23 protein-coding genes are annotated in these 25,906 nt (G+C 45.1%); 8 read left to right on the top strand and 15 right to left on the bottom strand.

What is annotated here, in order from left to right; all coding sequences use genetic code 11:
* Positions 1–82 precede the first annotated feature (82 nt).
* Both ACZ5R2_RS23635 and ACZ5R2_RS23630 read right to left on the bottom strand, forming a co-directional pair.
* Complete coding sequence (locus tag ACZ5R2_RS23635) at positions 83–913, bottom strand: hypothetical protein (RefSeq protein ID WP_464900650.1); 831 nt, start codon at positions 911–913, stop codon at positions 83–85.
* Positions 906–1,742, bottom strand: coding sequence for a hypothetical protein (locus ACZ5R2_RS23630; protein WP_464900649.1), 837 nt, complete (start codon positions 1,740–1,742; stop codon positions 906–908). Before ACZ5R2_RS23630 ends, ACZ5R2_RS23635 begins: the two co-directional genes overlap by 8 nt.
* Positions 1,743–2,190: 448 nt before the next feature.
* Between ACZ5R2_RS23630 and ACZ5R2_RS23625 the strand changes: the two genes are divergently transcribed.
* Both ACZ5R2_RS23625 and ACZ5R2_RS23620 read left to right on the top strand, forming a co-directional pair.
* Complete coding sequence (locus ACZ5R2_RS23625; protein ID WP_464919474.1) at positions 2,191–2,628, top strand: hypothetical protein; 438 nt, start codon at positions 2,191–2,193, stop codon at positions 2,626–2,628.
* A 288-nt stretch (positions 2,629–2,916) separates the two neighbouring features.
* On the top strand, positions 2,917–5,415 hold the full coding sequence (locus ACZ5R2_RS23620) for an Ig-like domain-containing protein (RefSeq protein WP_464900647.1): 2,499 nt from the start codon (positions 2,917–2,919) through the stop codon (positions 5,413–5,415).
* A 600-nt stretch (positions 5,416–6,015) separates the two neighbouring features.
* Here ACZ5R2_RS23620 and ACZ5R2_RS23615 read toward each other — a convergent pair.
* The 7 genes from ACZ5R2_RS23615 to ACZ5R2_RS23585 all read right to left on the bottom strand — a co-directional run bounded on the left by ACZ5R2_RS23615 (position 6,016) and on the right by ACZ5R2_RS23585 (position 13,888).
* The gene (locus tag ACZ5R2_RS23615) at positions 6,016–7,890 is read right to left on the bottom strand and encodes a hypothetical protein (RefSeq protein ID WP_464900646.1); all 1,875 of its coding nucleotides are present in this window, start codon (positions 7,888–7,890) and stop codon (positions 6,016–6,018) included.
* Positions 7,891–8,178: 288 nt separating this feature from the next.
* Positions 8,179–8,505: a hypothetical protein gene (locus tag ACZ5R2_RS23610; RefSeq protein ID WP_464900645.1), complete on the bottom strand. Its 327-nt coding sequence runs from the start codon at positions 8,503–8,505 to the stop codon at positions 8,179–8,181.
* Positions 8,506–8,588: 83 nt separating this feature from the next.
* A complete protein-coding gene (locus ACZ5R2_RS23605) occupies positions 8,589–9,815 on the bottom strand; it encodes a helix-hairpin-helix domain-containing protein (protein ID WP_464900644.1) in 1,227 nt (408 codons plus the stop codon).
* A gap of 70 nt (positions 9,816–9,885) precedes the next feature.
* Positions 9,886–10,320, bottom strand: coding sequence for a hypothetical protein (locus ACZ5R2_RS23600; RefSeq protein ID WP_464900643.1), 435 nt, complete (start codon positions 10,318–10,320; stop codon positions 9,886–9,888).
* Positions 10,317–10,745: a hypothetical protein gene (locus ACZ5R2_RS23595; protein ID WP_464900642.1), complete on the bottom strand. Its 429-nt coding sequence runs from the start codon at positions 10,743–10,745 to the stop codon at positions 10,317–10,319. The genes ACZ5R2_RS23600 and ACZ5R2_RS23595 overlap by 4 nt, the downstream gene beginning before the upstream one ends.
* Before the next feature lie 413 nt (positions 10,746–11,158).
* A complete protein-coding gene (locus tag ACZ5R2_RS23590; RefSeq protein WP_464900641.1) occupies positions 11,159–11,905 on the bottom strand; it encodes a hypothetical protein in 747 nt (248 codons plus the stop codon).
* A 264-nt stretch (positions 11,906–12,169) separates the two neighbouring features.
* A complete protein-coding gene (locus ACZ5R2_RS23585; protein WP_464900640.1) occupies positions 12,170–13,888 on the bottom strand; it encodes an ankyrin repeat domain-containing protein in 1,719 nt (572 codons plus the stop codon).
* A gap of 219 nt (positions 13,889–14,107) precedes the next feature.
* Between ACZ5R2_RS23585 and ACZ5R2_RS23580 the strand changes: the two genes are divergently transcribed.
* The 3 genes from ACZ5R2_RS23580 to ACZ5R2_RS23570 all read left to right on the top strand — a co-directional run bounded on the left by ACZ5R2_RS23580 (position 14,108) and on the right by ACZ5R2_RS23570 (position 17,582).
* Complete coding sequence (locus ACZ5R2_RS23580; RefSeq protein ID WP_464900639.1) at positions 14,108–16,681, top strand: hypothetical protein; 2,574 nt, start codon at positions 14,108–14,110, stop codon at positions 16,679–16,681.
* A 45-nt stretch (positions 16,682–16,726) separates the two neighbouring features.
* Positions 16,727–16,879 carry a hypothetical protein gene (locus ACZ5R2_RS23575; RefSeq protein WP_464900638.1) on the top strand — a complete coding sequence of 51 codons (153 nt, stop codon included), beginning with the start codon at positions 16,727–16,729 and terminating at the stop codon, positions 16,877–16,879.
* 349 nt (positions 16,880–17,228) lie between these two features.
* Positions 17,229–17,582 (top strand): hypothetical protein, encoded by a 354-nt coding sequence (locus tag ACZ5R2_RS23570; protein ID WP_464900637.1) that lies wholly within the window; start codon positions 17,229–17,231, stop codon positions 17,580–17,582.
* A 211-nt stretch (positions 17,583–17,793) separates the two neighbouring features.
* On the opposite strand, the gene ACZ5R2_RS23565 is transcribed toward ACZ5R2_RS23570, so the two are convergent.
* From ACZ5R2_RS23565 to ACZ5R2_RS23545, 5 genes are all read right to left on the bottom strand, one after another.
* Positions 17,794–18,444, bottom strand: coding sequence for a site-specific integrase (locus ACZ5R2_RS23565; RefSeq protein ID WP_464900636.1), 651 nt, complete (start codon positions 18,442–18,444; stop codon positions 17,794–17,796).
* 164 nt (positions 18,445–18,608) lie between these two features.
* Positions 18,609–19,028 carry an Arm DNA-binding domain-containing protein gene (locus ACZ5R2_RS23560; protein WP_464900635.1) on the bottom strand — a complete coding sequence of 140 codons (420 nt, stop codon included), beginning with the start codon at positions 19,026–19,028 and terminating at the stop codon, positions 18,609–18,611.
* Between the two features lie 375 nt (positions 19,029–19,403).
* On the bottom strand, positions 19,404–20,435 hold the full coding sequence (locus ACZ5R2_RS23555; RefSeq protein ID WP_464900634.1) for an MMPL family transporter: 1,032 nt from the start codon (positions 20,433–20,435) through the stop codon (positions 19,404–19,406).
* 21 nt (positions 20,436–20,456) lie between these two features.
* A complete protein-coding gene (locus ACZ5R2_RS23550) occupies positions 20,457–20,834 on the bottom strand; it encodes a hypothetical protein (protein ID WP_464900633.1) in 378 nt (125 codons plus the stop codon).
* 485 nt (positions 20,835–21,319) lie between these two features.
* Positions 21,320–21,517, bottom strand: a complete 198-nt coding sequence (locus ACZ5R2_RS23545; protein ID WP_464900632.1) for a hypothetical protein — start codon at positions 21,515–21,517, stop codon at positions 21,320–21,322.
* A 1,024-nt stretch (positions 21,518–22,541) separates the two neighbouring features.
* Between ACZ5R2_RS23545 and ACZ5R2_RS23540 the strand changes: the two genes are divergently transcribed.
* Positions 22,542–23,534, top strand: a complete 993-nt coding sequence (locus ACZ5R2_RS23540) for a hypothetical protein (RefSeq protein WP_464900631.1) — start codon at positions 22,542–22,544, stop codon at positions 23,532–23,534.
* A 586-nt stretch (positions 23,535–24,120) separates the two neighbouring features.
* Positions 24,121–24,888, top strand: coding sequence for a helix-turn-helix domain-containing protein (locus ACZ5R2_RS23535; RefSeq protein ID WP_464900630.1), 768 nt, complete (start codon positions 24,121–24,123; stop codon positions 24,886–24,888).
* Positions 24,889–24,981: 93 nt separating this feature from the next.
* Here ACZ5R2_RS23535 and ACZ5R2_RS23530 read toward each other — a convergent pair whose 3' ends face one another.
* A complete protein-coding gene (locus tag ACZ5R2_RS23530) occupies positions 24,982–25,185 on the bottom strand; it encodes a hypothetical protein (protein ID WP_464900629.1) in 204 nt (67 codons plus the stop codon).
* Positions 25,186–25,538: 353 nt separating this feature from the next.
* Here ACZ5R2_RS23530 and ACZ5R2_RS23525 point away from each other — a divergent pair, with 353 nt between their 5' ends.
* Entirely contained in the window at positions 25,539–25,865 is a 327-nt protein-coding gene (locus ACZ5R2_RS23525; RefSeq protein WP_464900628.1) for a hypothetical protein, read from the top strand.
* Positions 25,866–25,906 lie beyond the last annotated feature (41 nt).

Below are 25,906 nucleotides of genomic sequence, written 5' to 3'. Positions count from 1 at the left end.
ATATTTAACAATATAATGCTCAGCACACCGATACTGCCAAACTCTTTCAGACAGAGTATCATCAGTGCATCGTTTAGGTGCCTCAGTCCGTTTGGCCTGGCTGTCTTTCACCGAGGGCTGCTTGGTCTTCTGCGGTGAGGGAATAGGGGTCTCTACCACTTGCTCCGTGTTCATAGATGGTACTTTTGACACTTCCGGTGCTGATGAACAACCAGTTGCTATCGTCCAAGTGGCAAAGGTCAGCAAAATCGGTCGAAGATATCGCGAGTGTAACATTGGTAAAACCTCCATTTTGGTCCTTTAAATGACTACTTACCATACCCACCAGATACTTGCCGGTTTCGTCGAGTACCGGGGAACCAGAAGAAGCGGGGATCGTTAATTGAGAGTTAATTGCGAACTTTCCTCCAATATCCGGATTTAGAATGCTCGTACTGACTCCAAACTCACCAAGCAAGCCCGGTGTGTTATCAATGAGCACCCCATCATTTTTTGACATGACTACGACTTTCTCTAATAGTTCTCGTTGTTGATCGCAGTCATTAGCTATGCACTTTGAAGCCTTCCAGTCGAGGGGATAACTGGACTGAGACAGTACATCAAATAAGCTTTCTTTGATTCCATTCAGCGGTGAGATTACCGCTACATCATCATGAAAATGGCGGTGCACACTGGTTTGAGCTGGAACGTCGAACTTAAGCCCATTGAATGTTAGTGATATTTGACCACCAGCGTCACGCATCGAGTTTTCAAGCGTATGGTAAGCAGTCACGATTTTGAACTTACCCGAGCAATTGAGGACAATCGCGTTGCCCGTAACCATTTGCTCACTACCATGCGAATGAATGGTCAATGCAGCACCTGCCTTTACAGCGACAAAAGTAAGAACCACTCCTATAGCAAATCTAGCCATTACACTGCTCCTTACCAAAGGCCTGTTTTAACCAATCAGCTTGCTCGTTTACGTATAAAAAATCGCAAAAGCTATCATTGGTAGTTTTGGTCATATCCGGCGCAATATACTTTTCACTGAAATCAACTGACTCTTGGTTACAAAGTGTATTTTCCGCCCAGTCAACTAGAACTGCAGCAGCCATGGTACTGCCGTTTGAGCTAAACTCATCAGGAAGGTGGGCAGGTGGAGGCAAAATTCTTCCAATAGACCTATAGTCAACCTTACCGGACAGCAAATAGCCGCCTTTTCGGTTGCAAATGACTTGACCAAGCTGCGCAATTTTTGGGGTCATCTCAGATTGCACGAAATGATCATAAATATAGCTTAGGGTAGGGATGTAGTTTATGAGAAGAGGGGCTTCTTTTGCCACTTGGACTTCGGTGAGCTCAAAGGGTAGAGCTGTCGTGGCAATAAAGGTAGTGTTGTTGCCGTTTTCTTCGCTAGTTGTTGAATTGTCGCTGGTATCTTTACTTCTACCTGCGCTTAATGTTTGCTTATCCTCTGAACTATCAGGTGACATCCACTCAATGGCGGCTGAACCTATTACGTACAGTGTGTAACAGGCCGATGCGTCTAAGGTAAAAGATCCGAGCATTAGGACAGCTACACAGAGTCTCTGTGATTTGGTTGCAGCCCAAAAACTTTGAATATCTACCCTGTCATAGAATCGTTCTCTCTTCGAACGAAGGCTTCTCCAGAACACAGAAGTGAAGCATTGAATTAATCCGAGATCTTTCTTTACTAGACTATCCGTCTGGGTGCCAGGCTTGCTTTCGGTACGCTTCATAGGATGCCACCTCCATTGTGAGTGATTCAATGAAAATTAGGTTCATTTCTTTTAGTTTTTTAGTAGACATGTTTGGTTCTCTTCTTTAAGGCGTAACCTCTTCAGTTACGCATCTTTCACTAGTTACTGCCCTAATGTACTTTGTACAAAAAAGCATCAATTTCTAAATTAACATTTAACAAATGGAGCCAACCCTGTCAACTGATTGCATAGCGTTCAGGCTCACATTTACTGTGGTCAGACGTCTTTCAATAGGGGGGTGATAAGCAATACTTGAATGCGGCATTGGTGAAAACGTTGAAATTTGCAAAGTAGGACTAAAGAAACTGCAGTACTTGGTAACTAGCGAAAGACATTGGAAATTAGAGGGTTAAGTTAGTAGACTAACGTTTTTTACTGGATTATCGAAGAAATGTTTAAGCCCTTAATACCAGTAGTATCCGGTCTTTTGACAGGTGTAGTACTCTGGCAAGTGATCGGTACTGGAATGTATACCTACGAGTTGTCCAAGTTCTATGGTTACGACTACAAATTTTCAGAACACGGAATAGCTCTGAACGGTTCAACTTGGATAGAAATGGGTAACTATATCAGTATTAGAGACCTAGCAGCAGACGCCCCTGGGCCGACAGGAAGTACACCAGCACAAATGTGCAGTGACGTCACATTCGAACGTGGAACTCCAACGATCAGCTTTGTCGGCGAGACTGCAGTATGTTGTTGGGCAAGCAACGAAGACCAATGGCTTGTACCGTTCAAAGATGTAGCTGATACTCGATACTACATGTGCGGTAAGTGGCCACATATCGACATAGTAAGTAAGCCAATATCAAAAACCAAAATTGATGTTGAATTAAAACAGCACCCGATGCATAAGGACTCCTAGTTTCTAACGATGCAATAATATCGGTTATTAGAGTAATCAACGGGTTTTACTTAGCAAACACTAGCCGGCAAGAACCTTAGTAAGTATATGATTTAAATATACTTTGCGGTAATAACTGTAATTATTGCTGCCATAAATCACACAATAATAGGTCGAGTCTTTATCAACCTTGACCTTACCTCTCTCTACTTCAAGAACAAATTCCATTCAATATAGTGACCTTGGTTGCTCGTTATTATAAGCTAGTTTCGAAACCTCTACATTCTTAACAGCTCAAATGGATTTCCGATGTTCAGCAATAGACCTGCACTAAGTATTGCGTTGTCTATGGCTATGGCTCACGCGCCCGCTTTTTCTGCGATCGAAGGGTTTAGCTTTATTGACACGCTTGAAACTAGCAAATCAATCAAACGTAGTACCAACTCCGCAACACTTTTAAACAACACGTCTCTTGTCGCCGCCCATGTCAGCGCGGGCCTTGATCGCCGTATTCGTGTAAGCGTCGAAACAGAGACTGAAGAAATTAGCAGTTTCACTACCGATGTCGTCACTGTAAATGATGTTCTATCGCCTTTTGGAACAGAGTTCTTTGGATTTTCTGTGCCAATTGACCTGCCTGAAGAAAGCAAATACAAAATCACGGCCGAAACAATCTCACTTAGCGGAGATGTCGTGGACACCGTCTCTACCGAAGTGATCAGGGACATCACCCCACCTGGCTATGGTGAGAAGTACGTCAAAATGCAATACGGGGGGCATATCAATTCGTTGCTTCCTCCCGGGAGCTGGTATCTTTCTCACGTTGTTTCAAGTGTTCATACCATACTCAACCTACCTGATATCATTGACGAATCTAGTATCGTATCTGCCATCATGGAGACCTTTACAATCGGTGACGACGGCACGCGTATCCCTTACAGGCAACAGGAAATGACATACAGTCCTTCGCTTTCCTACGCCCAGATCAACTTGAATACACACAAAACGATGTTTCCACACGGTGATAGCGCAACTACTCCGTTTGAATTTCGTATTCGACTAGAAGACCAAGCTGGTAACGTGTCATACACACCCAAACAAACTGTGTATTATGATACCGTTCTCGCAGAAACGCTTGAAGCATATGCGGTAAAAGTGCCCGGCAGTGAAAACGTGATTGCCGGAGAAGTTGGCTTCGAACCCTACTCTCGAAATATGGAAATCGACACGAATCCAGCAACAGTTATGTATCGTGTGGAAGACTGGAACCACCGCGACTCGTCAGGCAACTTCAACAACGCTGGTGGTCTCTTAGTCTCTGGTGCCGATAAAGTCATTACAGATCAGAATGATGGTTATGTGTACTATATCGATACTGGCGAAGTTGGCCGCGTCACAATCACTTGGCGGATTCAGGCAGATTACCGCTCCGCTAGTGGTAATCAGCTCTATTCATTTGTACTTTCAGACATTGCCCCCCAAACTCCCACAGCGCTAAGAGGTGAGTACTGGTACAGTGACCTCGAGGACTATGATAACTGGTCTCGTCGAGTGATGAATACCGAACTGCCAGTTAGTATAGAAAAGATGCGACTGGGCGCCTCTATGCGTTCGTATGACCAAAAAGCGACACACTCCGGTCACGAGTGCATCATTCCGGCAGGTGAACAATACTGCGAAGTCGAAATGCCGTCTCCGTGGGTGATGACGAAAGGCAATTCTCGATACTTCCACGACGCAGCATACGCCAGAGCACTAGACGGCTCCCTTGTCAGCAACCCAATTTACCCTGTTGGGTCGTACAATGACCAGCACTACCCCGAACTTGAGAGCTTTCATTTTGATCAGCAAAGCAAACTACTCTCGATAGCTCTTATTCAACACGCTCAAGGTGGGTTTCAAAATAGGATTAGCCTAAAAGGATATGAACTTCGAGATGAAAATGGTGAAAAAACACTATCACCTATCGAGCATAAGCAAACCAACTCGCAGTTTGACCTACTGTATGACTTAACACAATTGCCCCATGGCATGCACAAGATCTACTTCTTTGCTGAAGAAAACCACGGCCCTTCGATTAATGAGTACCTACTGGATTACCTGAATGACAAGGAAGCGCCAGAGATTGAGTTTGGCTACGACGGCGCTGATCTTGAGTGGGTTGTCGAAGACCTCAGGAAAGTTGAGTTTACGCTAACTGACGATTCGGCTATAACCGACATCCGAGTCAAGCTGAGTGGATCTCGCTTTGATGTGGACTACTTATTGGGCTATTCCCATATTAGAACTGAAGGCCAAAGTACTAGCTATTCTCTTGAGTTGCCGAAGCTTTTTCCTAACCTTGGGCAGGATGAAGACTATCATCTAGAAGTCCTCGCAACGGATGAGTTTGGTAATAGCCAAGTATCAAGTGTTCGATTCAACTACCAACCAGAGAACTATATTCAGTTAGGCAAAGCTCGCTACCTGCCTACCAAAGATGGTGTCGCGCTCTATCGCGCTAATGGAGAGCCGCTAGCTGTAATCGAGTCGCAATATCCTCTTTCCCTTGACGACAGTATGTTGGCCACTGGCGATCAAGATGCTGAGATAACAGTGGACGCATCTTCCGACCATGGCATCAAGATCATGACGAAGACTGGCTGGGTCGAGGTAATGCCAGGTATGACTAAAATGATCGTGATCGACCTAGGTCTCGGTGAGAGGCTCAATGTCGAGGTTTATCCGGCGATTGACGAGCTCAAAGAGGATTCTCACATAGACATGCTATTCCACATCCCCCAACTTTCTTCGAAATTTGTCGATTAAGGCTATGTGATAACTTTACTAGTTAGAGCCATAGACCAACGAAAGACTCAAGCTTCAATACTGGCCCCCTACTCTGATAAAATGAGATGGGGGGCATAACTGTTTTAAGGTAAACCTGAGAGAGCCTATCACGAACCTAAGCTCAGTAGTTTTTGGCGCCTAGTATAAGTACGCGGCCCATTCAAAGGTTGGTTGCTCACGTTGCTAGCGTTTAGTCATACTGCAGCATCCATGGTTGTTAATCCTTTTGGCGCACCGTTGACGCCTCTCTTTCTTCCAAAGGCAGATAATCCACCAACGAAAAACAAATTGTGACTAACGCTGGTATGCTTAACAGGTAAGTTAGTTTTGTGCTAGAGGTGTCGGTGAAATCAAGCACAAGCAATATTATTTGCGATAATAGTGTCAAACCTATGCACATGATCAAAAAGCGCCGATTTACCCTAAGATTTACTTCACTAAGCTTCATAGCTGATATCTTCTCCTATGGATTTCTGAAAGTCAGGGCTACTGCCCTGCTCTTTTTTTGCCAGGGCCTTGGGCTACCACGAACTCAATCCGTTCATTAATTATCTGCTTGTAGCAACGTTGATCTCCTCATCAAGACAAAGGAGAACCGTTGGATTGCGCTATATCAATTAATACAGTTGATAATTTGCGTGAGTTGTTATATCTCTCTACGTATGAAGCCTGAGTCGATTGACGCTTGGGCTCCGAACGCTCTGAATTATACACATACCTGCTATCTGTTTCTGGCTTTGACCCCTCATACGCTAAAAGTGACTTCACGAAACTATCTATCTCGTGATGACGTGAAATTGCGTCGCACAATAGACTTATTTTATCTCCAAGAAAATCGATAGCCGTGTCACGCCAGTTGTAGGTTAAATTCCAATCGACATCAAAAATCCAAGTACTAAAAACTTTGCATGCTGCTACTAACGCATCAGAGTCGGCTAAATAGCGCGTTTTTCCAGTTATCAACCCTGCCGCCACTGCTATCAAAAACCTGATTTTTCGCTCGGTACACAACTCTAGCTCATCATCTAGTGCTGAGCAATAGTAGTCGTAGTTGGCTTCGCTCGAGTTGTAGATCACGCCAAGTACATCGAGGCTGAACAGGCCATCAAGCTCCGGGAAGTGGCGTACAACTGACTCACCAATTAGCACATATTCGTCTCTGGTTATATCCTCATCAAGGAAGACAGCGAGTTCATTTGACTCGAAAATGATAGCGGTCGCGTTAGCTGGATTTAGCAATAACGCCCACTGAGCTTGAGACAATTTATTTAAGTTGTACAAGTTGCGGTCTTGAGAGCCGAGCACAACTGATTGGAATTGAACCGATTCTTGAGCAAGTGATGCTGGAATTATATTCTCTAACGGCCATTGTGCGTTTTGAATAACCCGGCTGTCATCTGTTTTAAAATTGACGGCTTCTTTCCAGCCAACTGGATAGGGCTTGATAGGATCAACCGCCACATACTTTTGGCCACTATGAACAAAAGCGTGAGTATCCTGATATGATTCATGCATTGTGAACCCAAGCCTAGACACATAATGCTCGCTACGACTCTGATTAAAGCCACCGCGCACACGATATAGCGTTGGCAAACGTGCACTTTGTGCCCGAATCGGTTGGCCTTTAAGAAGAACCTCAATACCTTCGTAAACCTCACTGATCGTCTTGAATACGCGTGGGATAACGGCGCCATACTCACCGTTCCCGATTAAAAATACTCGATCAGCGTCCTTCTTAGGGCTCGTGAACGCAACGAACACAGCAAAGCCACGCGGCAAGTCGAAATCTTTCGCTTCCATCATAGCGTCGATATGATCCGCCAGGGTATACCAGATATGCGGCGCAATGTGGTCCTGTAAAATCCTAGATGGTTCGACCCCCTGCTCTTCCAACACCTCTGCCGGAAGGTCGTCAAATGGCCTCACTAACTGCTCTACTCTTGATTGATCGAATATTTCGTAACCGTCTGAGGTCTTTCTCACTGCTTGCCTATAAGGAGGCACAAGACCTTGGTCAAACAACTGGCAAAAGATCGCAGGCGAGGTGTATGACAATGCTCGATGAAATTCATCTTCTACTAGAAACTTACCGTCTAGATTGGCATCGACTTTCGCTTGCTCGTCTTTGTATTGTGCTGTACAGCGATAGAACGCGAGCTTGCTAAATGGCAGTCTATTGAGCAAAGAGAAGAGTGTTTTGGGGCTGGAGTTTAATCGTTTTAGCCCTCGAACAAACATCGACTTTTTTATCTCTTCGAGCGATATGCTTTCGGGAAGAACATTGGTGGCTGCAGTTTTATAGACCTCATGAACTGAGTTGTAACCGAGCAGATTGGCGAGTAACTCTCGGCCTTGATTATGTTTGAGTTTACCGTCTGGCCAGTGACGACCTAAATAGCTAGCTACCTGGTTGAAAGGTGAAGATAGATCTGTTGAGAGAATTGGAGTCCGCATAATACCGTTCCTTTGCAGTTGTTGCCTGACCACGCACAGTAAATGCGAGTCAAATAGTTGCTTGGAAAAATCGAAAGGTATATCTACTGACTGCGCCATGGCAACGGCACGAGCACCCAAAGCCCGCTGAAACTGTTGACAATTAGATCACGAATCTTCGATAAATGGAAGCGGAATAGTCTATCACTCTACCACCAGCTAAGCAGAGACATGAGTAATTGGAGACGACGTACTTACGAACAGCTGACTTGTATCCATTCAGTACAAAGCAGAAAAGAGGTTACCTCTTCAATCTAGCATTATGCCAACGTGCGTGACGATTTGGATGGGCTTAAATTGCATTGAAGTCAACTGTTTGACTTCTTCTTTAGTCAACTCTGAAACGGCTCGGTCTCGTTTAAGAAAGAGGATATGCAGTGTTTCTCCTGAATCTCGCTGGCCTGAACAGATAAGATCAGTTGGGCCAAACTCGATCACTTTAATATCAGTCAATTTTGTGGAGTAGGTTTCCTCCAATGCAAATGAGCAGTAACCACCAGGCGAAAAGTCTGATGCTCTTGCCATGTAACTGCTGAGAGTGATTATTGCGATAAGTGATAATAGAGATTTCTTCATACTTACTACATTTTCCCTTAGTGAATGGTTCTGGCCAATTGGCCAATAACCTCTCACCATTAACGCTGTGTGTTTCAATCAGCCTAATTTGGCTGTCGTTGATTAAAGGTGTTGAAGATTAGCTTGGCAGTCACCTCTCCTATCCCATTGATAGCACGAAGTTCTTCTTGAGACATCGCCGTTATTTCGTTTAAGGAACGACCTGTATCCGCTAGAGCGTTAGCTACTTTCCGATTTATACCTGGCATTAGTGCAAGTATCGATCTCAACCCATCATCTGGCCTAATAACACCATGTTCACGCTCTTCAACGCGTATGGGTTTATCAAACATGCCTGTCATAGCGTTACGCTCAGACCTGCTTTTATCGACGCGCCCGGCGTGCTCAACCTTCACAGGGTAGAATAATTCCTTCTCTGATACCCCCTGAATAAGCTTTGCAACGATATAAGCCGTGTGTTCGGTGCTGAAGCTTGTTAGCTGGTACTGTCCAGCAATCGCGGTAACATAATTAATCCAGCCATCTACCTGCTTGATATGGTCGAGGGAATTGTAGACCCCCTGATATTCACCGCTTTCGTTCAAAATTCCCTCGTAAATCCAAACTACCTTCAGACTTACACCTTCACGTGCTGATGCAACCATGGAATCGTAGTATTTCTCTACCTGTTTGTGAGCGCGCTTACTATCGCCAGTAATAGCTTGTCTGAGGTCAAGCGTTGTCTTTCTCTCAATGAGGGTAACGTTTTTCGAATCTTCATCGTTGGTGATCAGAATGTCCCCTGCAGCAAGCTGACCAACGGTCACATGAAGACCAGTGCTCGCAAGAAGAGCTATGAGTTTCTGAGGCTCGCGATGGTCAATGATCACCTTAACGTTTTTTCGAGTGGCTGGTCTAAATGGTGCGGTGCTTGGGTCGAGCTGAAGTGATTCGCGATAGAGGCTTTCTTGTGTCCGGCTTGGCAAGCCGTAATTTTGGTGAGACTGTTTAGCACCAAAGTTCGCGAACGTAATGTTATCGATGATATCGCGCTTGTTTCGTGTCGGCTTCGGGCCTGAATGTTGAGTCCGACCGCGGCCTCGCCTTCTTTCTAGAAGGCCACTTGACTCTAATGCGTCATGCAGCTCCCTTAAGCCAAGTGTGTCGATATCGATGTCATGTTCGAGTAATAACGAGCGGATGCCATGCTCTCGAACGGTAGTAAGCGCATTGATCATGAGCTTGTTAGCGCGCTTGCCAATAAACTCGCCATCCCCGAAGTAGAACCTTGCTGCCACATCAGATCCTTTTGGATACCAGGCTTTGAACATCGGTGCGTCCCTTCAACATTGAATAAATCAACATTATGCAGAGCGATCATCGTGCGCAAGTTCCTGAGCGTTATTTGTTCACCGCGTCACAAGAATGCCTCTTACTTTGCTCGTGAAAAATACTAAAATCGGGATCAAATCGTTTTGCTAAGAATGATGCACCAAAGGCTATAGAAGACACGAGCGCTAGACCCAAACCCGTAACGACAAAACCTATTTCGGTCTGATTATCATAGCCAAAGTATTCATATGTGATATAAGCCTGCGTGCTTACTACGAAGAAAAAAATTGGTATGGTGATGAGCAACTTCTTCCAAAACTTCTTAATAATGTTGCTGTTGTTTATTGCCATCAACGAAAAAACAGCTGTAAGCAGCCAGTTACGACATATCGCTTCATGTATCTCTCCCAAAGACGCGCCAAATCGCATGAGAATGAACTGGGATATCAGAAAAGTCAGTAAGAAGATCGTTAGACCATTAGTTTTTTGTTGCTTGGTATTCATACAACCTCGAAGTCGGAAAATTGATTTAGCAAAGACAACCGAAGAGGCGGGAAAGTATTCCTGCGCATGTCATCAGCCCAAACATTCTGATTAATGTCCGCAATCTCGATTCCATGCCTCAGAAATAGGTTAGCTTTTTCCAAGGTGGAATCTTGATTAACCCATTCCGCAACGATCACCGAACCAAGCTCTTGGGATCTAAGTGAGTCGACATCTATCTTATCTATCAAGTTAATGTAAACTCGGTTTGGACCTTCCGCATTAGCCAATGTCTGTAATTTATCGGGGCTATCCACAACTGCCGGGTGCTGGGACAACGATTGAAAATTTTCTTCACCGACAATTAGGTTATGGTCTGGAAAAATTGTTCGAAGATATAGAATTAGACCCGAAGCTGGCCCATACGTTAGCCCAATGATATTCATATCCAAGTATATCCTTAGTAGTGTCCTGTTTGCCTTGTTGAGCCCTGCTGCCCGGACAAATTCAAGGTTACCATATTCGAAATAAACAACTGCACGTTGACCGCCCGCCCTGCTCTACTCTTGCCCTAGGCGGCGCAGCTTCTCTTTAAGCGTGTTATGTGCTTCATCTATCAACCGAGCGAACGCCATGGCATTACACTCTTCCAAGCTGATTTTTATCAGCTGTTCATTAGGCTAATCGGCAATAACTATCTCACCACCAGCGAGCAAATTTGAAATCTGCTGCGCTGATAGCGTTTTCTTGACTGTCTTCATATCAAAACCTCTCTCGTTGAGCCAACCAATAGTACATTTGCCGGGCACGCTGATAACTCAATTAACTAATCTCGATTGTATTCAAAAATTTGGCAATTTCAAGGCATTACCAACGCCACAACAGAGTCATTTATCTGCTCTCTATATGGCTGAAATGGGTGGTATTCATCTAACATGAAATCGACCAGGTTATCGCGCGTAGCCTCTCCTGTCATTAGACCGCCAACCGGCTCCAGATTACGTCTATAGCGCTGCAACAGCATCCCCTCGCGCAATGTCGCAAGGCTCATGCCTGTGACACCATCGTTCAGCCAGAAGCGCCTGTCGCCGTCCCAGAGAAACTCACACGCATCATTTGCTGTGCTAACAATGCTAACTCCAAACCGAAGAGCAGAAGCTGGAGGCTCTATCCATCGTACAAACGACGTTAGACCTTCGACGGTTGATTTACAGCCATCCTCAAGCTTTACGAAAATGCTATCCTCTTCGCGATACCAAGCAGCCAGATATCTGTGGTTACCATCAGTGATATTTGAAAGGCCCCCGCCACAGTTTTCTCTTGCTGTGAGGGCGTCGTCAGGTGACAGATCCCAATTCAAAACGAACCAGCCAATGCGCTTTACGTGCTCAGCGCGGGTTGCACCGAAGTTATCACGCTCTCCCGAGTCAGCGACTGTATCGACAAACAACCCCGGCGCGATTAGCTCATTTGGCCTATCGAGGGCCGCAGCTATTTCCTCTCGCGTTATTGGTGATTGCCCTTCTACCCATGGGTAACAGTCTTGCTGATCTAAAAAGGCGCTGAGTTTGCACTCCATAATTGGTGACTCAAATATGCTAATCATGACTACTCTGCCGGATTGGTTGAATGAATTTAGTCTAGTGGCGAGTTATAGAATTTCTCTTTAGTGCCTGTTCTGGGTCCTCTAACCCTGATTGGACAGCACCTTGTGCCTGCAGAGGATAATACTAACACTCCAATGCGAGATTAATCTACTTGTTAAATTTGAAACCTGCTACGTTCAAACTGAAGCCACTAGCTTTTATCCGTAATGCCCACCGACACCGACATGATCCATTTCCTTGCTAGTGGCCACATCGTCTGCTCATCAACTTTTCTTGAATATTCGATCTGCTAAATATTGTGCACTGAAACCATTCACTGCTTTAACAGACGGGTCCGCACCGTACTCGAGCAATAGATCAAAGGCTTCCTTTGAGCCACTATCCACTGCTCTGTAAATAGCCGTGAAACCTCTAGGGTCCTGACGGTTGACTAGCTCTTTGACAAGCCCATTTTCAAGGAGATATTTCATTACCTGCAAAGATGTTGGCGCCTCACAACAGATATCAAGAACAGAGTAATTGTCCCTATCAACTGCATTCATGGGAACACCACGCTTCATTGCAAAATTTAATAACTCTAAATCATCGTAAGCTGCTGCAATATGGATCAAATTTTTATGATCTTCATCTGTAAAACGCGCCAAGACATCTGTGGGGTATTTATCCAAAGCTTGCACATCTCTCGTATGAGCTAAATTCGTAATTTCTTCGTCTTCCAGAGATAACTCTTTCGTGTCTCTAAAGCCAAAAATGTCATTCACTGTCACCCCTTCCATTTCTGGCCCAAGAAGGCCACCTAACATACTCTCAACGAGTTCAGAGTCACTAAACAGATCGTTATGAGATTCAATTTCCGTCATATCGCTCTCACTAAGAGCATCAATCTCGTCGACTCCCCCATCATCCAGATTATCTGAGACGTAATTTTGAAAGGCCTGCGTCATAAGTACCAATTTGTCATGGATAGTTAAGTTGTTCATATTTGGCACATCAGAGCAATCAAGTTCGACATCATCGTTCATAACCTGATTGCTTTCCTCATCAAAAATCAAGCCGTTAGTAATGTCCAAACTGTAGTTAGCATAGACTCGCAATATTCTACGGCCATCTTGCCAGCGAATATACTGATCGTAGCACTCATACGGTTCTGAGATGGTTCCGCTAAGCATGAGATATCTATTTACTGCTGATCGAACAATATCCATATCGCGGATGTAATCCAGCTTTTCATTGTTTGGAACCGTTCCATCGATTGCAGGATCTATTTTCCAGATGGTTTTCCCCCAATCCATCATGCCGGAGTTAGCCCCTCTCAGCATTGATTCTGGTACACTCATCTGTAGTGATGATTTTGGACTCATATCCAAAAAAAGACCATTGAATGTGTGCTTCAGGGTTAGGCCGAATGCGTCGGCATAGAAGCTATCAATTTGTATCTCATCGGTCCCGTATGAACACCCGACGATTGGTACACTAGCCTTTAAGCAGCGATTTAATCCGTCATCATTAATTAACCAATCTTGATAATGACTCTCAAAGCCAGGATGGTTCATCACTAAGATATCTGGAAGTCCAAAGCGGTCAAGAGAGGGCCCTAACATCGCTTCGCTTAGTTCTATAGAAACAGGCTCCTTTGCAAAGTGCTTTGTGACCTCGAAATTATGCGGAGGTTGCTCTGATGCAGTCTCGTTGCCAATAAGATAGATTTTCCACGTGATGTTGGTGTTCAATAGCGAATTTAGTAAATAAAAACTTCGACACTTATTCATAGTCTCATGGAACGCGGCCCCTGCAACAATGACGGTAACTTCATCTTGCTCTAGAAGTTCTGGTGTGAATTCTTTTATCTGCTTAGCGAGCAAGACGGCAGGTACTGACAGCATCATTTGCTGCTTCAAGTTAAGGCTACCAACCAAGTGAGGCTTTTTACGATTCAATTCACTCACTAAATGATTAAGTTTCTTGTGGTTTAACAGGTTCATGCTGATTGACTCTCCTTAAAATTCAATTTTTCACCCTGGCACATGCCTGTTATCAAACTACTAACTCATGTTCCTCGACCATGGCTATATGCCTATCGTTTTTGTGACGTATCGAAGATTTATTTAATCACAACGTGTCTGCTTGCGCACTCTTCCAATAACATGGCTTCTGTTTAATAAATAGACAAATCATTATCCATTCGCCACAAGGAGGTGTCGATGAATAGTAAACTAACCATAATAACGACAGCATTGGTGACGCTCTACGGCTGTTGCTCGAATTACACAGATCGAGTGACATACGACACTGATATCGCCAATGCAACTGGCACTATAATCGTCACAGACGCAAAGGTTTTTGGTCGAGAGCTTTTGATCGCCGAGCGCGATCAAGATCTCAAATGGATTGATGAGCTCATTGCTGGCGCAGATTCCATAAAATTCGGTAATGAACTCATAAGCGAGATGGAGAACATCTCGATCCTAGCCGCTGGTGCCGGTCTCAAATTTGATCCGGTGAGCGCCATTAACTTTAACTCCTCCAAACAGCAAGCCGACTTGGTTAATGAAATCAATACCACGGCGTTACGTCTTCAACTTGAGCAATTACAGAAGGACGTGGATATTATTCGCTCTGAGATGGACGCTCAAACAACAGCAGTTAATCAAAAGCTAAACGAAATTTCCAATCAACAACCAGAAAAGGTCACTGGCCCTAATGATGCCGCACTAGATGAGCTGACTAAAGCGATTGCAAGTTTAACTCAGGCTACAACAACTCGACTAGATACCAAGTTCGAGCAGCCTACCGCGAGCAGCGCGACCCTCAGCCCATTTGATGAATACCGTAACCGCTCTGCTTACCGAAACCTGCTTAAATCGACGCGTAACGCCACTCTACTTGATGAACGACATGATACTGGTGGCAACCAATTAGTACGTCTACAACTGCAAACCACAATCTTACCCGACCCGGATTACGCCCGGTCGCTTGGTGTACTCGAGGTCAAGGTCCTACCTCCCTCTCAAACGTACCCTGCAATCCGACAATTACTCCATGACTGGCTGACAGAGTTAAACCTTAGTGAACGCTATCGCATCCCCGACGACAAAAAACAAATTGATCGACAAAACTATGATGTGAAACGTCTGCTGTTGAATAACTTTAACATTGTCCAGTTGAATCCAGGCTTGGCATTTGTTGGGTACGAATTACTATTGCCTGACTACGTTAGTTACAACGGAAAATTGATGCCTGCTGATAGCATAGTCCGCATGATAGAAAGTGATCATGAGAAACTCGTAAAGAAATGGGAGAAGACCCAACCTGCCCTTGCTAAGGATACAACCTACCAAGCGTTACGTGAGTTTTGTACCGCCAAAAACATTACTAATGTTGCGATAAGCAAACCACTTCTACAGGCGGCTATGCAAAGTGATGAGTACAATCTGTTCAATAATATCCAGAATGCGCTCGAGCTTCGATACGGTGGAAGCGACTCGCCTAGCGAACCGGATCAGGGAAAAAAGGATCAGGTTACAACGGATGAAATTGCTACCACGTTCGCTAGATATCGTAACATCCTGGTTAGACAAATGAGCAACGTAGATGAGTGCGAGGGTTATTTAAATCCGACGCCATGGAGGGCGCTGGCCATGGATTCGAATCAGGAGCAGTCGGTGCGCTTCTACAACATCGGGCCAAGAGAGCAAGTACAGCAAATCTCCACTACGGCACACTCGGCGAGCAGCCTATCACTGGCCGCTTCCATTGCCGCGACGGAACCATCATCCGGTTTGGGGGCTTCAGCTGCAACTGAATACGCTCGTCAAAAGACGGGGCGCGCTACTGCTGCTGAACGCGTACCAACTGTAGTTGGATACGGCAAGGCTGGTACAAATGAATTTGGTTGGGTTTTTGGGCCTCATGCAGTGCTTGATGGCGAACGTCAGATTGATATGGCTCATTTGCTTAAAACCCACGACCTAACTGCTGATTTGTCCATCCCCGGCTGGTGGCCACACCTGTTACTTGAACACTCATCGCTTTGGGCCCCTGGACTTAAAGATATCGCCCACTCCTCTGTCGCCAATGAAACGCAGAATACTACGTTAACGAAGATCGAGCTCCGTCGTTCAACATTCAAATCGATCACGAAGTTCTTCACCAAACACCAAGATCAACCGACCGTCACTCGCGTAAGCGGCGGTCCAATCCGCCTCTGCAAACCTTCAACTTTACTGCTAGAAGGTGATGAACTTTGGAGAGCCTCACAAATTATGTACAAAGGCGTCATTCTGGAGCGAAGCACTATTACCATGGCACCCGACATGACGGGAATAATTGTCAAGATTCCAGCCAATCAGAACTTCTACTTAGATGCAGACACCGGCAACAAACTTAGAGTACTAACACCAATGGGCTCCGACGAAGTTAATGTAGATTTGGATACTTCGACGGGGTGCTCAACACCTCAGGCTTATGCACCGGCCACAATTGCCAGTGTGACACCAAAAAACTTGGACATCGCAGGTGACTTCACTGTGACGATTGAAGGATCGCAACTTCAGAGCATCGGAGCAGCCCACTTAAATGGCCAACCGGGCAAGCTCACACAGGTCAATCCGGGAGCAACTGTGCGGACAGTGAGCTTTGCTAAGAATGATCTTGTAAGCATTGATAAATCCAATCTTCGACTTGAGATTTACAAAACTGATCAGCAGGGCCAAATAAAGCTACCAGCAAGAACATTTAACATCAATAAGCCCGAACAACTGAAAAAGGAGAACTAGGTGACCATGAAAAAGGGAACTGTTAGACAAATCGTAGGTGTGCAGATGTGGCAAATCTTAGATGAACAGGACAATGTAGTGGCGTATTTTGATAGTGATAAGTATCCGACTTTTACGGACGGATTAGTTGTCCTATACGGGGAAGTTGGGCCAGATAACGTAGCAGAGCATGTCGAGGTACATCCAGAGTTAGTCTGAAATAACAGGTGACTCTGGCGTGCGGAAAATGCGCTCATACACCACTGGCAGTATGAGCGCTTTCATGAATTCGACAAGACTAACTCCTGTGCTGCATAAAGGTGCGCTATCTCCCAACTTAGCACCAAGCTCTGTCTGCCCTAGTCAACCATTAGAGCAACACCATCAGTTCGCTTTTGGGTACTGGCATTTGAAGTAGATCTAGTCTCTAGAGATCTCAACGAACACGAATTGACTCTATTACTGCGCATAGCTATATTCAGGATAGCTCGTTTACTGCTCAGTCAGTAAAATACTATGGCATTGCCCATCGGAACACCACACATCTTCAATTTTTACTAAGGCACATATGACAGACTATTATTTTGATTTTGACCACGCTCGAAAATTGCGTGAGGAAAAAGAGCAAGGTCATTCTGAGGATTCCACAGCGCGCGATACGCAACTTAGTGTACCCGCGGCCGAGGTCAATTTGACCGATTTCTACGCAAAAGTGCTGCATGGTTTCGCTGAGCAGCCGCCAACTAGGATTAACCGAACTCTTAAGTCCAAAACCGAACTAGACGCTCTAAAAACGGTTGCCGCGGCATTGCAGACTGCTCTTGAAGAAAAACAACAAGCGCAGGTACAACAATTAGCTTATCAAATTGCCAAGGCAGGGTTTAATGCTGAGGACATCAAGCGCGCTCTGAACAAGGACTAAAGACTGGAAGTTCTATTTACTCACACCTTACTCTGATCGTGCTAACCGTTAAGTAAAAACTGGCAATTTGACATAGCTGCTCACAGTGACCAATTACCTCTCGAGCTAATAGTTTAACCTCACGGTCTTGTCAGACGTTAGGTCGACCTAAATTGACACGTTGCAAGTAGTAGTCGTAGTTGAGCAGCGCTTGCTCCCATACATCAAGCGCCTACCGGCACTCCTGTAGATATGAGTAACGGTCATAGTGCTTGGTTGAAACCCCTGCTATTGTGTGACCCTGAACGCGGTCACGGATCTCTTTACTAAGCCCTAGCATACCCGCCAAGGTTTTAAAGGTGCGCCGGAGGTCACGAGGGGTAAATTTCCGGATATCAGTACTCAAGCAGTAACGCGAGACCGCATGCGCAAAGCTGTTAGTAGACATCGCTTTATTTGGGTTACCCTTCACCGGAAAAACAAACCTAGTTGCACCGGAAATCTCTTTTTGCCGCTCGAGTATTTTGATCGCCGATGCAGTTAATGGCACTACGTGCTCACGTCCGGCCTTGAAAATCTCGCTCGGCACCACGATGAGTGATTCATCAAAGTAAACATCTGACCATGTGAGATTGGCAAGTTCATAAGGCCGTTGGCCTCCAGTGTGGAGACAGAGTGTTGCTAGGTTACGCAAGCTTTGGCTAATCACTAGATCGTCACGGCGTTGCTCAAGATCAAACAGAAACTGGTGCACCTCAACCATTGAAAGATAATGAGAACCTACGCGCTCAGCGCCGGACTGCTTTGGTATCTTTGCTATGGGGTTATCAGCAATGCGAAAAGTCGCACCGCTAAAATTTGCCGGATCGTAGTCATGCTTCATACCAAAACTGAAACAGGCGTGAAGATGCAATCTCAATCGATTGCTGAGAACTACGGAGCCCTTTTTTATGAGGTCTACTAGGATAGGGACGATATGGCGAGGCTCGACGTCCTTGGCAGGCATAGAGCGGGGCAAGTACGGAAACACGTACTTTTCCAATGTGGCTAGATCAGATTGCCAGTTGCGCTTTCCTGCGTCGCGTTTGTGCGCTGCGTGGGCGGTAAATAGCTGCTGAAGGCTACCAGATGTAACTCGTTCTGCTCCTCGACGCGAGCCTGATAATCAACTCTAAGCATTACCTGCTGAGGATCGTCTCCAAATTGAAGACTATTCGACAGCTTGCCTGCGCGGTTTTTCGCCTGCGTTACGGACATCGCTGGGAACACACCGAGAGACAAAAATCGGCGCTTCTTACTCTGATAGTAGCGAAATATGAAGGACTTGCGACCTGTTGGGTCTATGCGTAAACCAAAGCGGCCTTGATAACGATGAGCAGACTTTTCCCACACATAGTAAGAGTGTGCCCTTGGAGGTAATGACTCGATATACTCAGCATCAAATTGATAGTGGCCGGCTAAGTTCATTACTCGTGTCCAACATCGCTAGAGTACGTAGGTGCGCAGAAGAAAGCCACCAGCTACACCAACCAAAAGAAAAGCGACAATCAACAGCCGTAGTCTCATATTCCCTCTCTAAACCCACATAGCCAATCTGAGTTATCTTAAATCAACACTGTTTCAAAAGTACATCATCTTGACAACATCTTGCAACCGAAGCCCACGCTTGGAATATCTGAGCCATGAAGCCTCGAAAAATATCCATGCACTGCCCTCACCATCCACTACTTTCAAATGCTGTTTGATACCTTACACGTCTACCCCATCGTATTGGATGATCGGTTATGCGGTTTGGGTAGCGTTAGTACGAGTTTTTTTGTTGATTAATGGGAAAACTTGTTACTAAACACGCAATTTTACAAGCTCGGGCTGGCCTCCGGCTCGCTGGGTAACCATCTCTATCCTACCCTGCTTAGAGGAATTAAGGCCAGAAACCATCACTCTAAGTTCGGCTGCAGGAACGTTGTCGTGTGCAGCCTGATCATTTTTAGTATCAATTGAGTTGGTCAAATAAACGAACGTATCCGCGCTCTGAATTAGTTTCGAACCGGCTACGTTTTGCTCAAAATCACTTATTTTTATTTGACGTGACCAAAGTCCAAAATCATCATCGTTGCCGCGCGTTATGATCTGATCCAGGATCGGTACGCAAAGTGCGCTCACATCATCTAGCCCCGCCCACAGCATAAGCAAATCCTCCACAATCACAACACGTTGTGCATGCGCATTGATATTAGGTAAGCTGCTTATCTTCAGAACAAGAATCATTAGCAGACACTCAAGACGATCTCCTATCCTGATATCTGAGAAATCGATCACTGATAGCCCCGCTAGAGGAAGTAGCGATTTACTCGTCGTAAACAAAGATCCGTAATCGCCGTGCTCAGTAAAAGGCTCTAATCCAAGAGCTAAGTCTCTTAGTACAGCGTTGTCGTGGTCTTGGCAATAGGCTTGCAGACCAGTTAGACTCGCCGTACTGCCATGTAGTGCTTTAGTAAGCTTAATGGCGTGAGTAACATGCTCAACATCCTCACGACCTTGCGTCGTTAGACCAGCCATCGCCATGATGTACCGTGCTGCGCTCTCTAAATCAGAACTCTCAAAATATGCCAGAGGATTTAGGGTGAACGAGTTGTTTTTCGACAGGCGTATAAGCTCGGCCCCAACTCGAGAGCAAGTCTCTTCTGAAAAGTTGCTAAAGCTCAACACCACCGCATCGCACATCGATGCACTACGTGCTGACCGTAACTTCAGGGAAGATAATAGATTTGGTAACAGACTGACGTATCCACTACCACCGTATCCGGTGATGACGCCATTCACCAATTTACCGTTATCAAACAACAGTTCATGACTGCATGTTATTTGATCCATGAGTTGATAGCCCTTTGCGCCTTAGTCTATCAGCAAGCCGTCGACAGCATGAATTTCTGCCGTATTTGATGTCGACACTTCCAAACTGTCTTCAACCAACTTAGCAAGCAGCGACTTGATGACAACCGCATTACACATCGGTTTTCTAAGCCTGATGTGAGCCTCCTCGATTAGTTTGGTAAATGATTTCAAGTGCTCTGGCGTTATATGGCCGTCTGGAACCTCAACAAAGGCATCGACCTCTAAAGGTTGGTCGCCAAGACACCAGAACTCACCGTGGTGTGACCACGATTCTCGACCGGCGTAGAGGAAGAGTTGGCTTAAAGGTCTATCCCAACCGGCAATGATCACATCGCGATTTTTTTGTGTAATTGGATACGTTAGGTACCGTTGTGTCATGAAATGCGTTCGTTCTATTAAACTAACTATCTCTGCTCAGGGTAATGAATAGCTAACGGTGCGAGTTTTCTCCGCTCACCGTCGCGTCCATATTAAAAGCATTACGTAATGCTATGTCATCATCGACATCTGCCTGAGTTGGCCGTTTGGGCCGCATAACGGAAATTGGTGTCACAGAAAAACCTACTCCGAAAACCAACCCCCAAAGTTGCCAGTCAAAGCCTGGATCTATTGTGGTTCGGTAATACATAAATGCGGTGCTAACTGAGATGCACACGGATAATACAGCCGGGACTTCCGTTTGAAGCCAGTGACGTCTGCGGCCTCGATATACGTCGAGACGTTGGTCAAGGTTCGATATCTTTTGGACTCTCACAAGATAGTGCTCTCTCCTTCCATGCTAAGTTGGTTCTTACTTGGCTAAATTGATAACTCAGTACTAGTGCAACCAACTCAAGCAAATGAACTGGCGCAAAACGTCATCACTACTTCCAGAGCTTGAGTAATTTTCTGGTGCGTTCAACAAAAATTATCCACAGCTGATTATCAATGCCGTGCTCGAGCGTGTGGTTCTTCATTTGCTGCTTAAGTAAGTACAGATCTCGTTGCAGTTTGATATATTTGAACAGAAAGTAGCAAGCAGCGCCTGTCGATAACATTGCGATAAACTGATAGACATTCATGTCTGGGCCCTCAAAAAATGTTAATCAAGTTTCTCATATATAGTGCTACCGTTGAAGATATTACAAACAGAAACCGTGACCAAAGGGCAAGTATATGAGCCAATTACCATCACAAGTGGCATGCGCGCTTCCCTTCATTTGTGAACTAGTAGCACTGCGCGTCACCGCTATGAACATCAGCCTGTCACCAAGACCTGGAGCACTATCAGAAAATAGCCTTTCCTGTGCCCACTTATCCAAGCTATTCGTCCATTTCATCCTGTATCTGCATCAACCAACATAAGCGTTTTTTTACGACGTCATTGATGGCTTGTGCGCGTGTTCGTTTTGTACCATAAGTCCTTGTGTAATTTTTCTTGGTCAGGGGGTGACACGTGGCGATATGCCCACAATCTGTGCCATCTTGAAGTGTTGCCACTCTCATTCTAAGTTTTGGCTTATAGATGCCAACACACTCAGGGCAGGCCAATCGGAAGATCTGCGCTTTTTGAACTGCTTTTCTTAACACAATTTCGCCAAATACCGGCCCTCACATTTTGGCCTGTCTCGTCGATAGCCCAAGATTTGTATCTCAGGTACTCCTCATGATCTTCAAAATAGAGCTGAAGTTTTTCACCATAGACGGTGAGATTAAGTTTGTATAACCCGGTCTCAGTCATTTTAGGGACAGAAGCATCATGAGTTGCTATAAGATCTTGATCGCCATCGTTTTGTATTCGCAATAGTTTCGTTTGTTACACTATAATCTTTCCAACGAATTTTTGAAGAGGTAAAGGTCTGTAAAATAACAATAACATTCTAATCGCGGCCCTTATATTAGCACTTAATCTCATTTGTCACGCCTGCCTCGCAATATTCAACAAGTAGCACATTTACCTGCAGAAACTTGTCACTAAGCCCTTGTTGATTTTTAGTCCAACCGCCCCTTTACCACTGTACAAACAGTATTTTAATCTCAGTCAGTTGTGCTCGAGGGCGACTTTTCCTTTTTGCACACCATTCCAACCAATCAAAGGACTAGTACATGAAGTTACTCAAAACCGTGGTCACCACACTGGCGCTTACGGCGTCTACCGCTGCTATGGCAGGGCTGAAACCCAACGTCTTTAGCTGCGATGACTTATTTGAACAGTTAACGGCTAAAGAGAACATCGCATTGGGCAATGACATCGATTGTGATGGTCGGCTGATCGACTACTCTACCCATCGATTTGGCGCTGTACTGGAAGGTAACGGGCATCGAATTGAAAACATTGCAACAAACAGTACATATGGCCTACTTACCGACTCGGTTCTTGTACGTGACGTTAAGTTCATCGGGATTAATCGCGTAATCAAAGAGAGCGCGAGCACAAATTACCTTATCGCTTCTAGCACTCCAAGCAATGCCTATTTTGGTAATTTAGTCTTTAGAGACATCACTAGTAACATCCCAATGACTAGCATTTTCAATTCAGTAGATGGTGAAATCGACGATCTGTTGGTTCGACTCTCAACCAATAAGTTTGAAAAATATCTACTCGCTAACACAATCAAGGGAGAGATGTCGAATATCACAATTGTAGGAGGACATACCTACCAAACTACGACTGGAGGAGCACTAGTCGCTCAATACGTCAACGAACCTGCTTCTTTAGCAAATATTCAGATCTCAGGAACAAAAGTCTATGGGAAGCTAGTCAACTTCTCGCTGATTGCCGAGCAACTAACTGGGTATATAAACGGTATGCGTTTCGAAAATATCAAGTTCGATACTCCGACATCCCAAGATGTATACCTTACTACGCGAAACAACTATTATTTACAGACAAATATGGTGCTGAACCTAACTCACGACTTTTGGACTGATGGTGATATTCCTCTGTACCCTGACGTTTATGAACTCAGCTCCGATGGGGGTATCTACGTTGAAGCGCGAGCGGATGGGGAAAATTCAATCAGTGCTATTCCACCAGAGCAATGTGCACCTTTCTTGAAGCAAGACAAGTATTGGTCACCTGCTCCGATCGAAATGTAATGACATTGGCTTAGTAGAAGAGAGCAAGGTTATGTGCCTTGCTTTTTTTTATGCCGCAACAATAACGTAATCTCTTTTTCTACTATGTCCACCATTAACGCACACAACATCCTAGTGCCCTCAAAGACGTATCGACTCATGCCTACCAGTAACACAAACTCTCAAGAAGTTGCCTTATCCAAATTTGTAATAGAGTCCTTCTCAGCAAAACAATGACATGGCAAGTGTGTTAACATGCTTTGCGGAATAGGTTACGGATAGCCCCTTGATGATAAACATTGAAAACTCGTACGATATGATAACTTGCCGGTTCTTACTGTCGCTCTCCATTGGGCGATTTGCTGAGATACTTGGCGTATCACGAAGCTCAATAACGCGGATAGAAAATAGGAAAGCCGAGCCCTCCAAGTGCATTTGCCTAGGCGCCACTGCTGCGCTCCTGAACTCTAAGAACGCTGACTACCGAGTTTCAGTGTATAACTCGCTCAATCGAAAGCGTTATGTAGACTTTCTGTATAAACAAACCGGTAGTGGACTTCGCCTTCCCACGGTGACTGAATACCTGTGCGGTTGCGAGGAACCAGATTTGAGCTTTGCATACGGCAAGAGGTACTCAGTCGATGGCGACCTGCTCGGGGCTGAGGTCGAGGCCAATTGCTCTACTTGCGGGCACTGTGGCATTGCAGAATCAAAGGCAATCTTTCGTGAGTTGCAAATTGCAGTAGTAGGCAGGTTCAATCCATATAGAGAGCTTAACTACGACCACAGAGCTCTACTACCTTACGAGCAAAAATTAAGAGGTGCAGCGTTCCGTGATAATGAGCGTTTTACAACAGTTCGACGCGTCGAGACAGCAACGGGACGGGTAGCTGCGCGATTTGTTCTATCGCTATCACAAGAGCAGTTAGCTCAAGAGTTAGGCGCAGAGATTAGCACTATCCGGAGAGCTGAATTTAACAAAGGTGGGACGCAAGCGCACTTGGGACTGGGTTTGCGTGGCCTACTGATGCTGCGATCGCTCAAGGAACCTTGGCTAATACCTATATTTGAAAGCGTTGATCATGATGAGTACGTCACATTCTTGGAATCTGTGACTAAGTTTCAGGGTACGGTCCCGCAAGTCAAACACCCAACTTGCCCTGTGTGTAACTCTATGAACTTCACAACGTCAGGCCCACCTATTGGCATGACTAGGGGAGTGTTTGGCTTTCGTTGCGATGACTGCTCGCATACGGTTAAGGTTTGCAGAAGCAACACGCTTAAGAGAATACATCACATGCGTATAAACGAGAGCATCAATCTAATGAACGCTGATTGGTATACTACCCCCAACTTTGACGCACCAGTTGGATAGGAGATTACCACTCTCACCTGTGATGTGCGCGGTCGGTAAACATTAACTTTACTCGGTCTTCATGACCTGGAAAAGCGTGAACATAGCAGGCAGTTACTCTAATGCTTTTTTCAAATCTCGAATATAGCACTCAACAACATAGTCAGTTATTTTAGAGTCTATTCTTGTTGCCTTGTACAGAGCTGAGTTAGTTGGAGCAACTCCAGCAACTTCTTTTATTTTTGCTTCAGCTTTTCTCAAACTTCCTGCTAGTGCGACTAACTCTTTTAGTCGCTCGGTTCGTTCTTGTGATGCCATTAGCGATCGTCCTTCTAGTACGAGTCTTACACCAATAATACAGGTTACATCAGCGGCTCAATCAGCGAGTCGCAAATGCGGCGTTAACGCCGTTGTAATATGCTTCAATATAGCTTTTTGATATCCAAGTACCTTGCAAACCATATAATCAAGTGTTGATTGCAGCATAGTTCATTTCAGTAATGTGCATTATCAAATACTGACAATTAATGGTGTGACCACCAAAGTACAACGAATCGCATAGCATCAGCGCCTCAACAATCACTAGCCTGACGCTTACAGAAACCTACTGTTTATCTGGATGTCGTGACCTACATTGGTATACTCAAAATTTGACACCGGGAAAGATGGTAATGACTGCTTATCTGAACAGCGGCACAATGCTGACACTTAATGTAATCAACACAGAAGGTCGTGTTTGTATTTCCGCTATCGATCTATGCAGTGAATTAGAGAAAGCGTTTGGCACCGAACGTGCGAACGAGGTACTCGATGCTATCGGTAACCTGATGGTTGCAGTGAGTTGTCCTGTTATTTCCTGCAGGGGTACTGAACCGGTACATGCCATCTATATTCACGACTTTACCTATTGCGCGCAACAACTGGATCTGAACTATGTGCTCATGTGTGATGGTCAAGAAATCAATGCTGATGGCTCTTTATCAGGCATAAATACTTGACTGGTATTGCCAAGCTAATCCCTTCTCAACGCTTATAAGCA

The organism is Vibrio sabulosilitoris (assembly GCF_055391395.1).
Note: the sequence above shows the minus strand (reverse complement) of the source record. Positions and strands in the feature narration are given on the sequence as shown.

Coding starts and splice junctions, on each gene's coding strand:
- ACZ5R2_RS23600 (WP_464900643.1), bottom strand. CDS start 10,320: ATGAATACCAAGCAACAAAAAACTAATGGTCTAACGATCTTCTTACTG.
- ACZ5R2_RS23525 (WP_464900628.1), top strand. CDS start 25,539: ATGACTGCTTATCTGAACAGCGGCACAATGCTGACACTTAATGTAATC.
- ACZ5R2_RS23590 (WP_464900641.1), bottom strand. CDS start 11,905: ATGATTAGCATATTTGAGTCACCAATTATGGAGTGCAAACTCAGCGCC.
- ACZ5R2_RS23635 (WP_464900650.1), bottom strand. CDS start 913: ATGGCTAGATTTGCTATAGGAGTGGTTCTTACTTTTGTCGCTGTAAAG.
- ACZ5R2_RS23555 (WP_464900634.1), bottom strand. CDS start 20,435: ATGGATCAAATAACATGCAGTCATGAACTGTTGTTTGATAACGGTAAA.
- ACZ5R2_RS23565 (WP_464900636.1), bottom strand. CDS start 18,444: ATGAAGCATGACTACGATCCGGCAAATTTTAGCGGTGCGACTTTTCGC.
- ACZ5R2_RS23575 (WP_464900638.1), top strand. CDS start 16,727: ATGTGGCAAATCTTAGATGAACAGGACAATGTAGTGGCGTATTTTGAT.
- ACZ5R2_RS23630 (WP_464900649.1), bottom strand. CDS start 1,742: ATGAAGCGTACCGAAAGCAAGCCTGGCACCCAGACGGATAGTCTAGTA.
- ACZ5R2_RS23585 (WP_464900640.1), bottom strand. CDS start 13,888: ATGAACCTGTTAAACCACAAGAAACTTAATCATTTAGTGAGTGAATTG.
- ACZ5R2_RS23570 (WP_464900637.1), top strand. CDS start 17,229: ATGACAGACTATTATTTTGATTTTGACCACGCTCGAAAATTGCGTGAG.
- ACZ5R2_RS23615 (WP_464900646.1), bottom strand. CDS start 7,890: ATGCGGACTCCAATTCTCTCAACAGATCTATCTTCACCTTTCAACCAG.
- ACZ5R2_RS23595 (WP_464900642.1), bottom strand. CDS start 10,745: ATGAATATCATTGGGCTAACGTATGGGCCAGCTTCGGGTCTAATTCTA.
- ACZ5R2_RS23580 (WP_464900639.1), top strand. CDS start 14,108: ATGAATAGTAAACTAACCATAATAACGACAGCATTGGTGACGCTCTAC.
- ACZ5R2_RS23540 (WP_464900631.1), top strand. CDS start 22,542: ATGAAGTTACTCAAAACCGTGGTCACCACACTGGCGCTTACGGCGTCT.
- ACZ5R2_RS23605 (WP_464900644.1), bottom strand. CDS start 9,815: ATGTTCAAAGCCTGGTATCCAAAAGGATCTGATGTGGCAGCAAGGTTC.
- ACZ5R2_RS23530 (WP_464900629.1), bottom strand. CDS start 25,185: ATGGCATCACAAGAACGAACCGAGCGACTAAAAGAGTTAGTCGCACTA.
- ACZ5R2_RS23550 (WP_464900633.1), bottom strand. CDS start 20,834: ATGACACAACGGTACCTAACGTATCCAATTACACAAAAAAATCGCGAT.
- ACZ5R2_RS23560 (WP_464900635.1), bottom strand. CDS start 19,028: ATGAACTTAGCCGGCCACTATCAATTTGATGCTGAGTATATCGAGTCA.
- ACZ5R2_RS23620 (WP_464900647.1), top strand. CDS start 2,917: ATGTTCAGCAATAGACCTGCACTAAGTATTGCGTTGTCTATGGCTATG.
- ACZ5R2_RS23610 (WP_464900645.1), bottom strand. CDS start 8,505: ATGAAGAAATCTCTATTATCACTTATCGCAATAATCACTCTCAGCAGT.
- ACZ5R2_RS23545 (WP_464900632.1), bottom strand. CDS start 21,517: ATGAATGTCTATCAGTTTATCGCAATGTTATCGACAGGCGCTGCTTGC.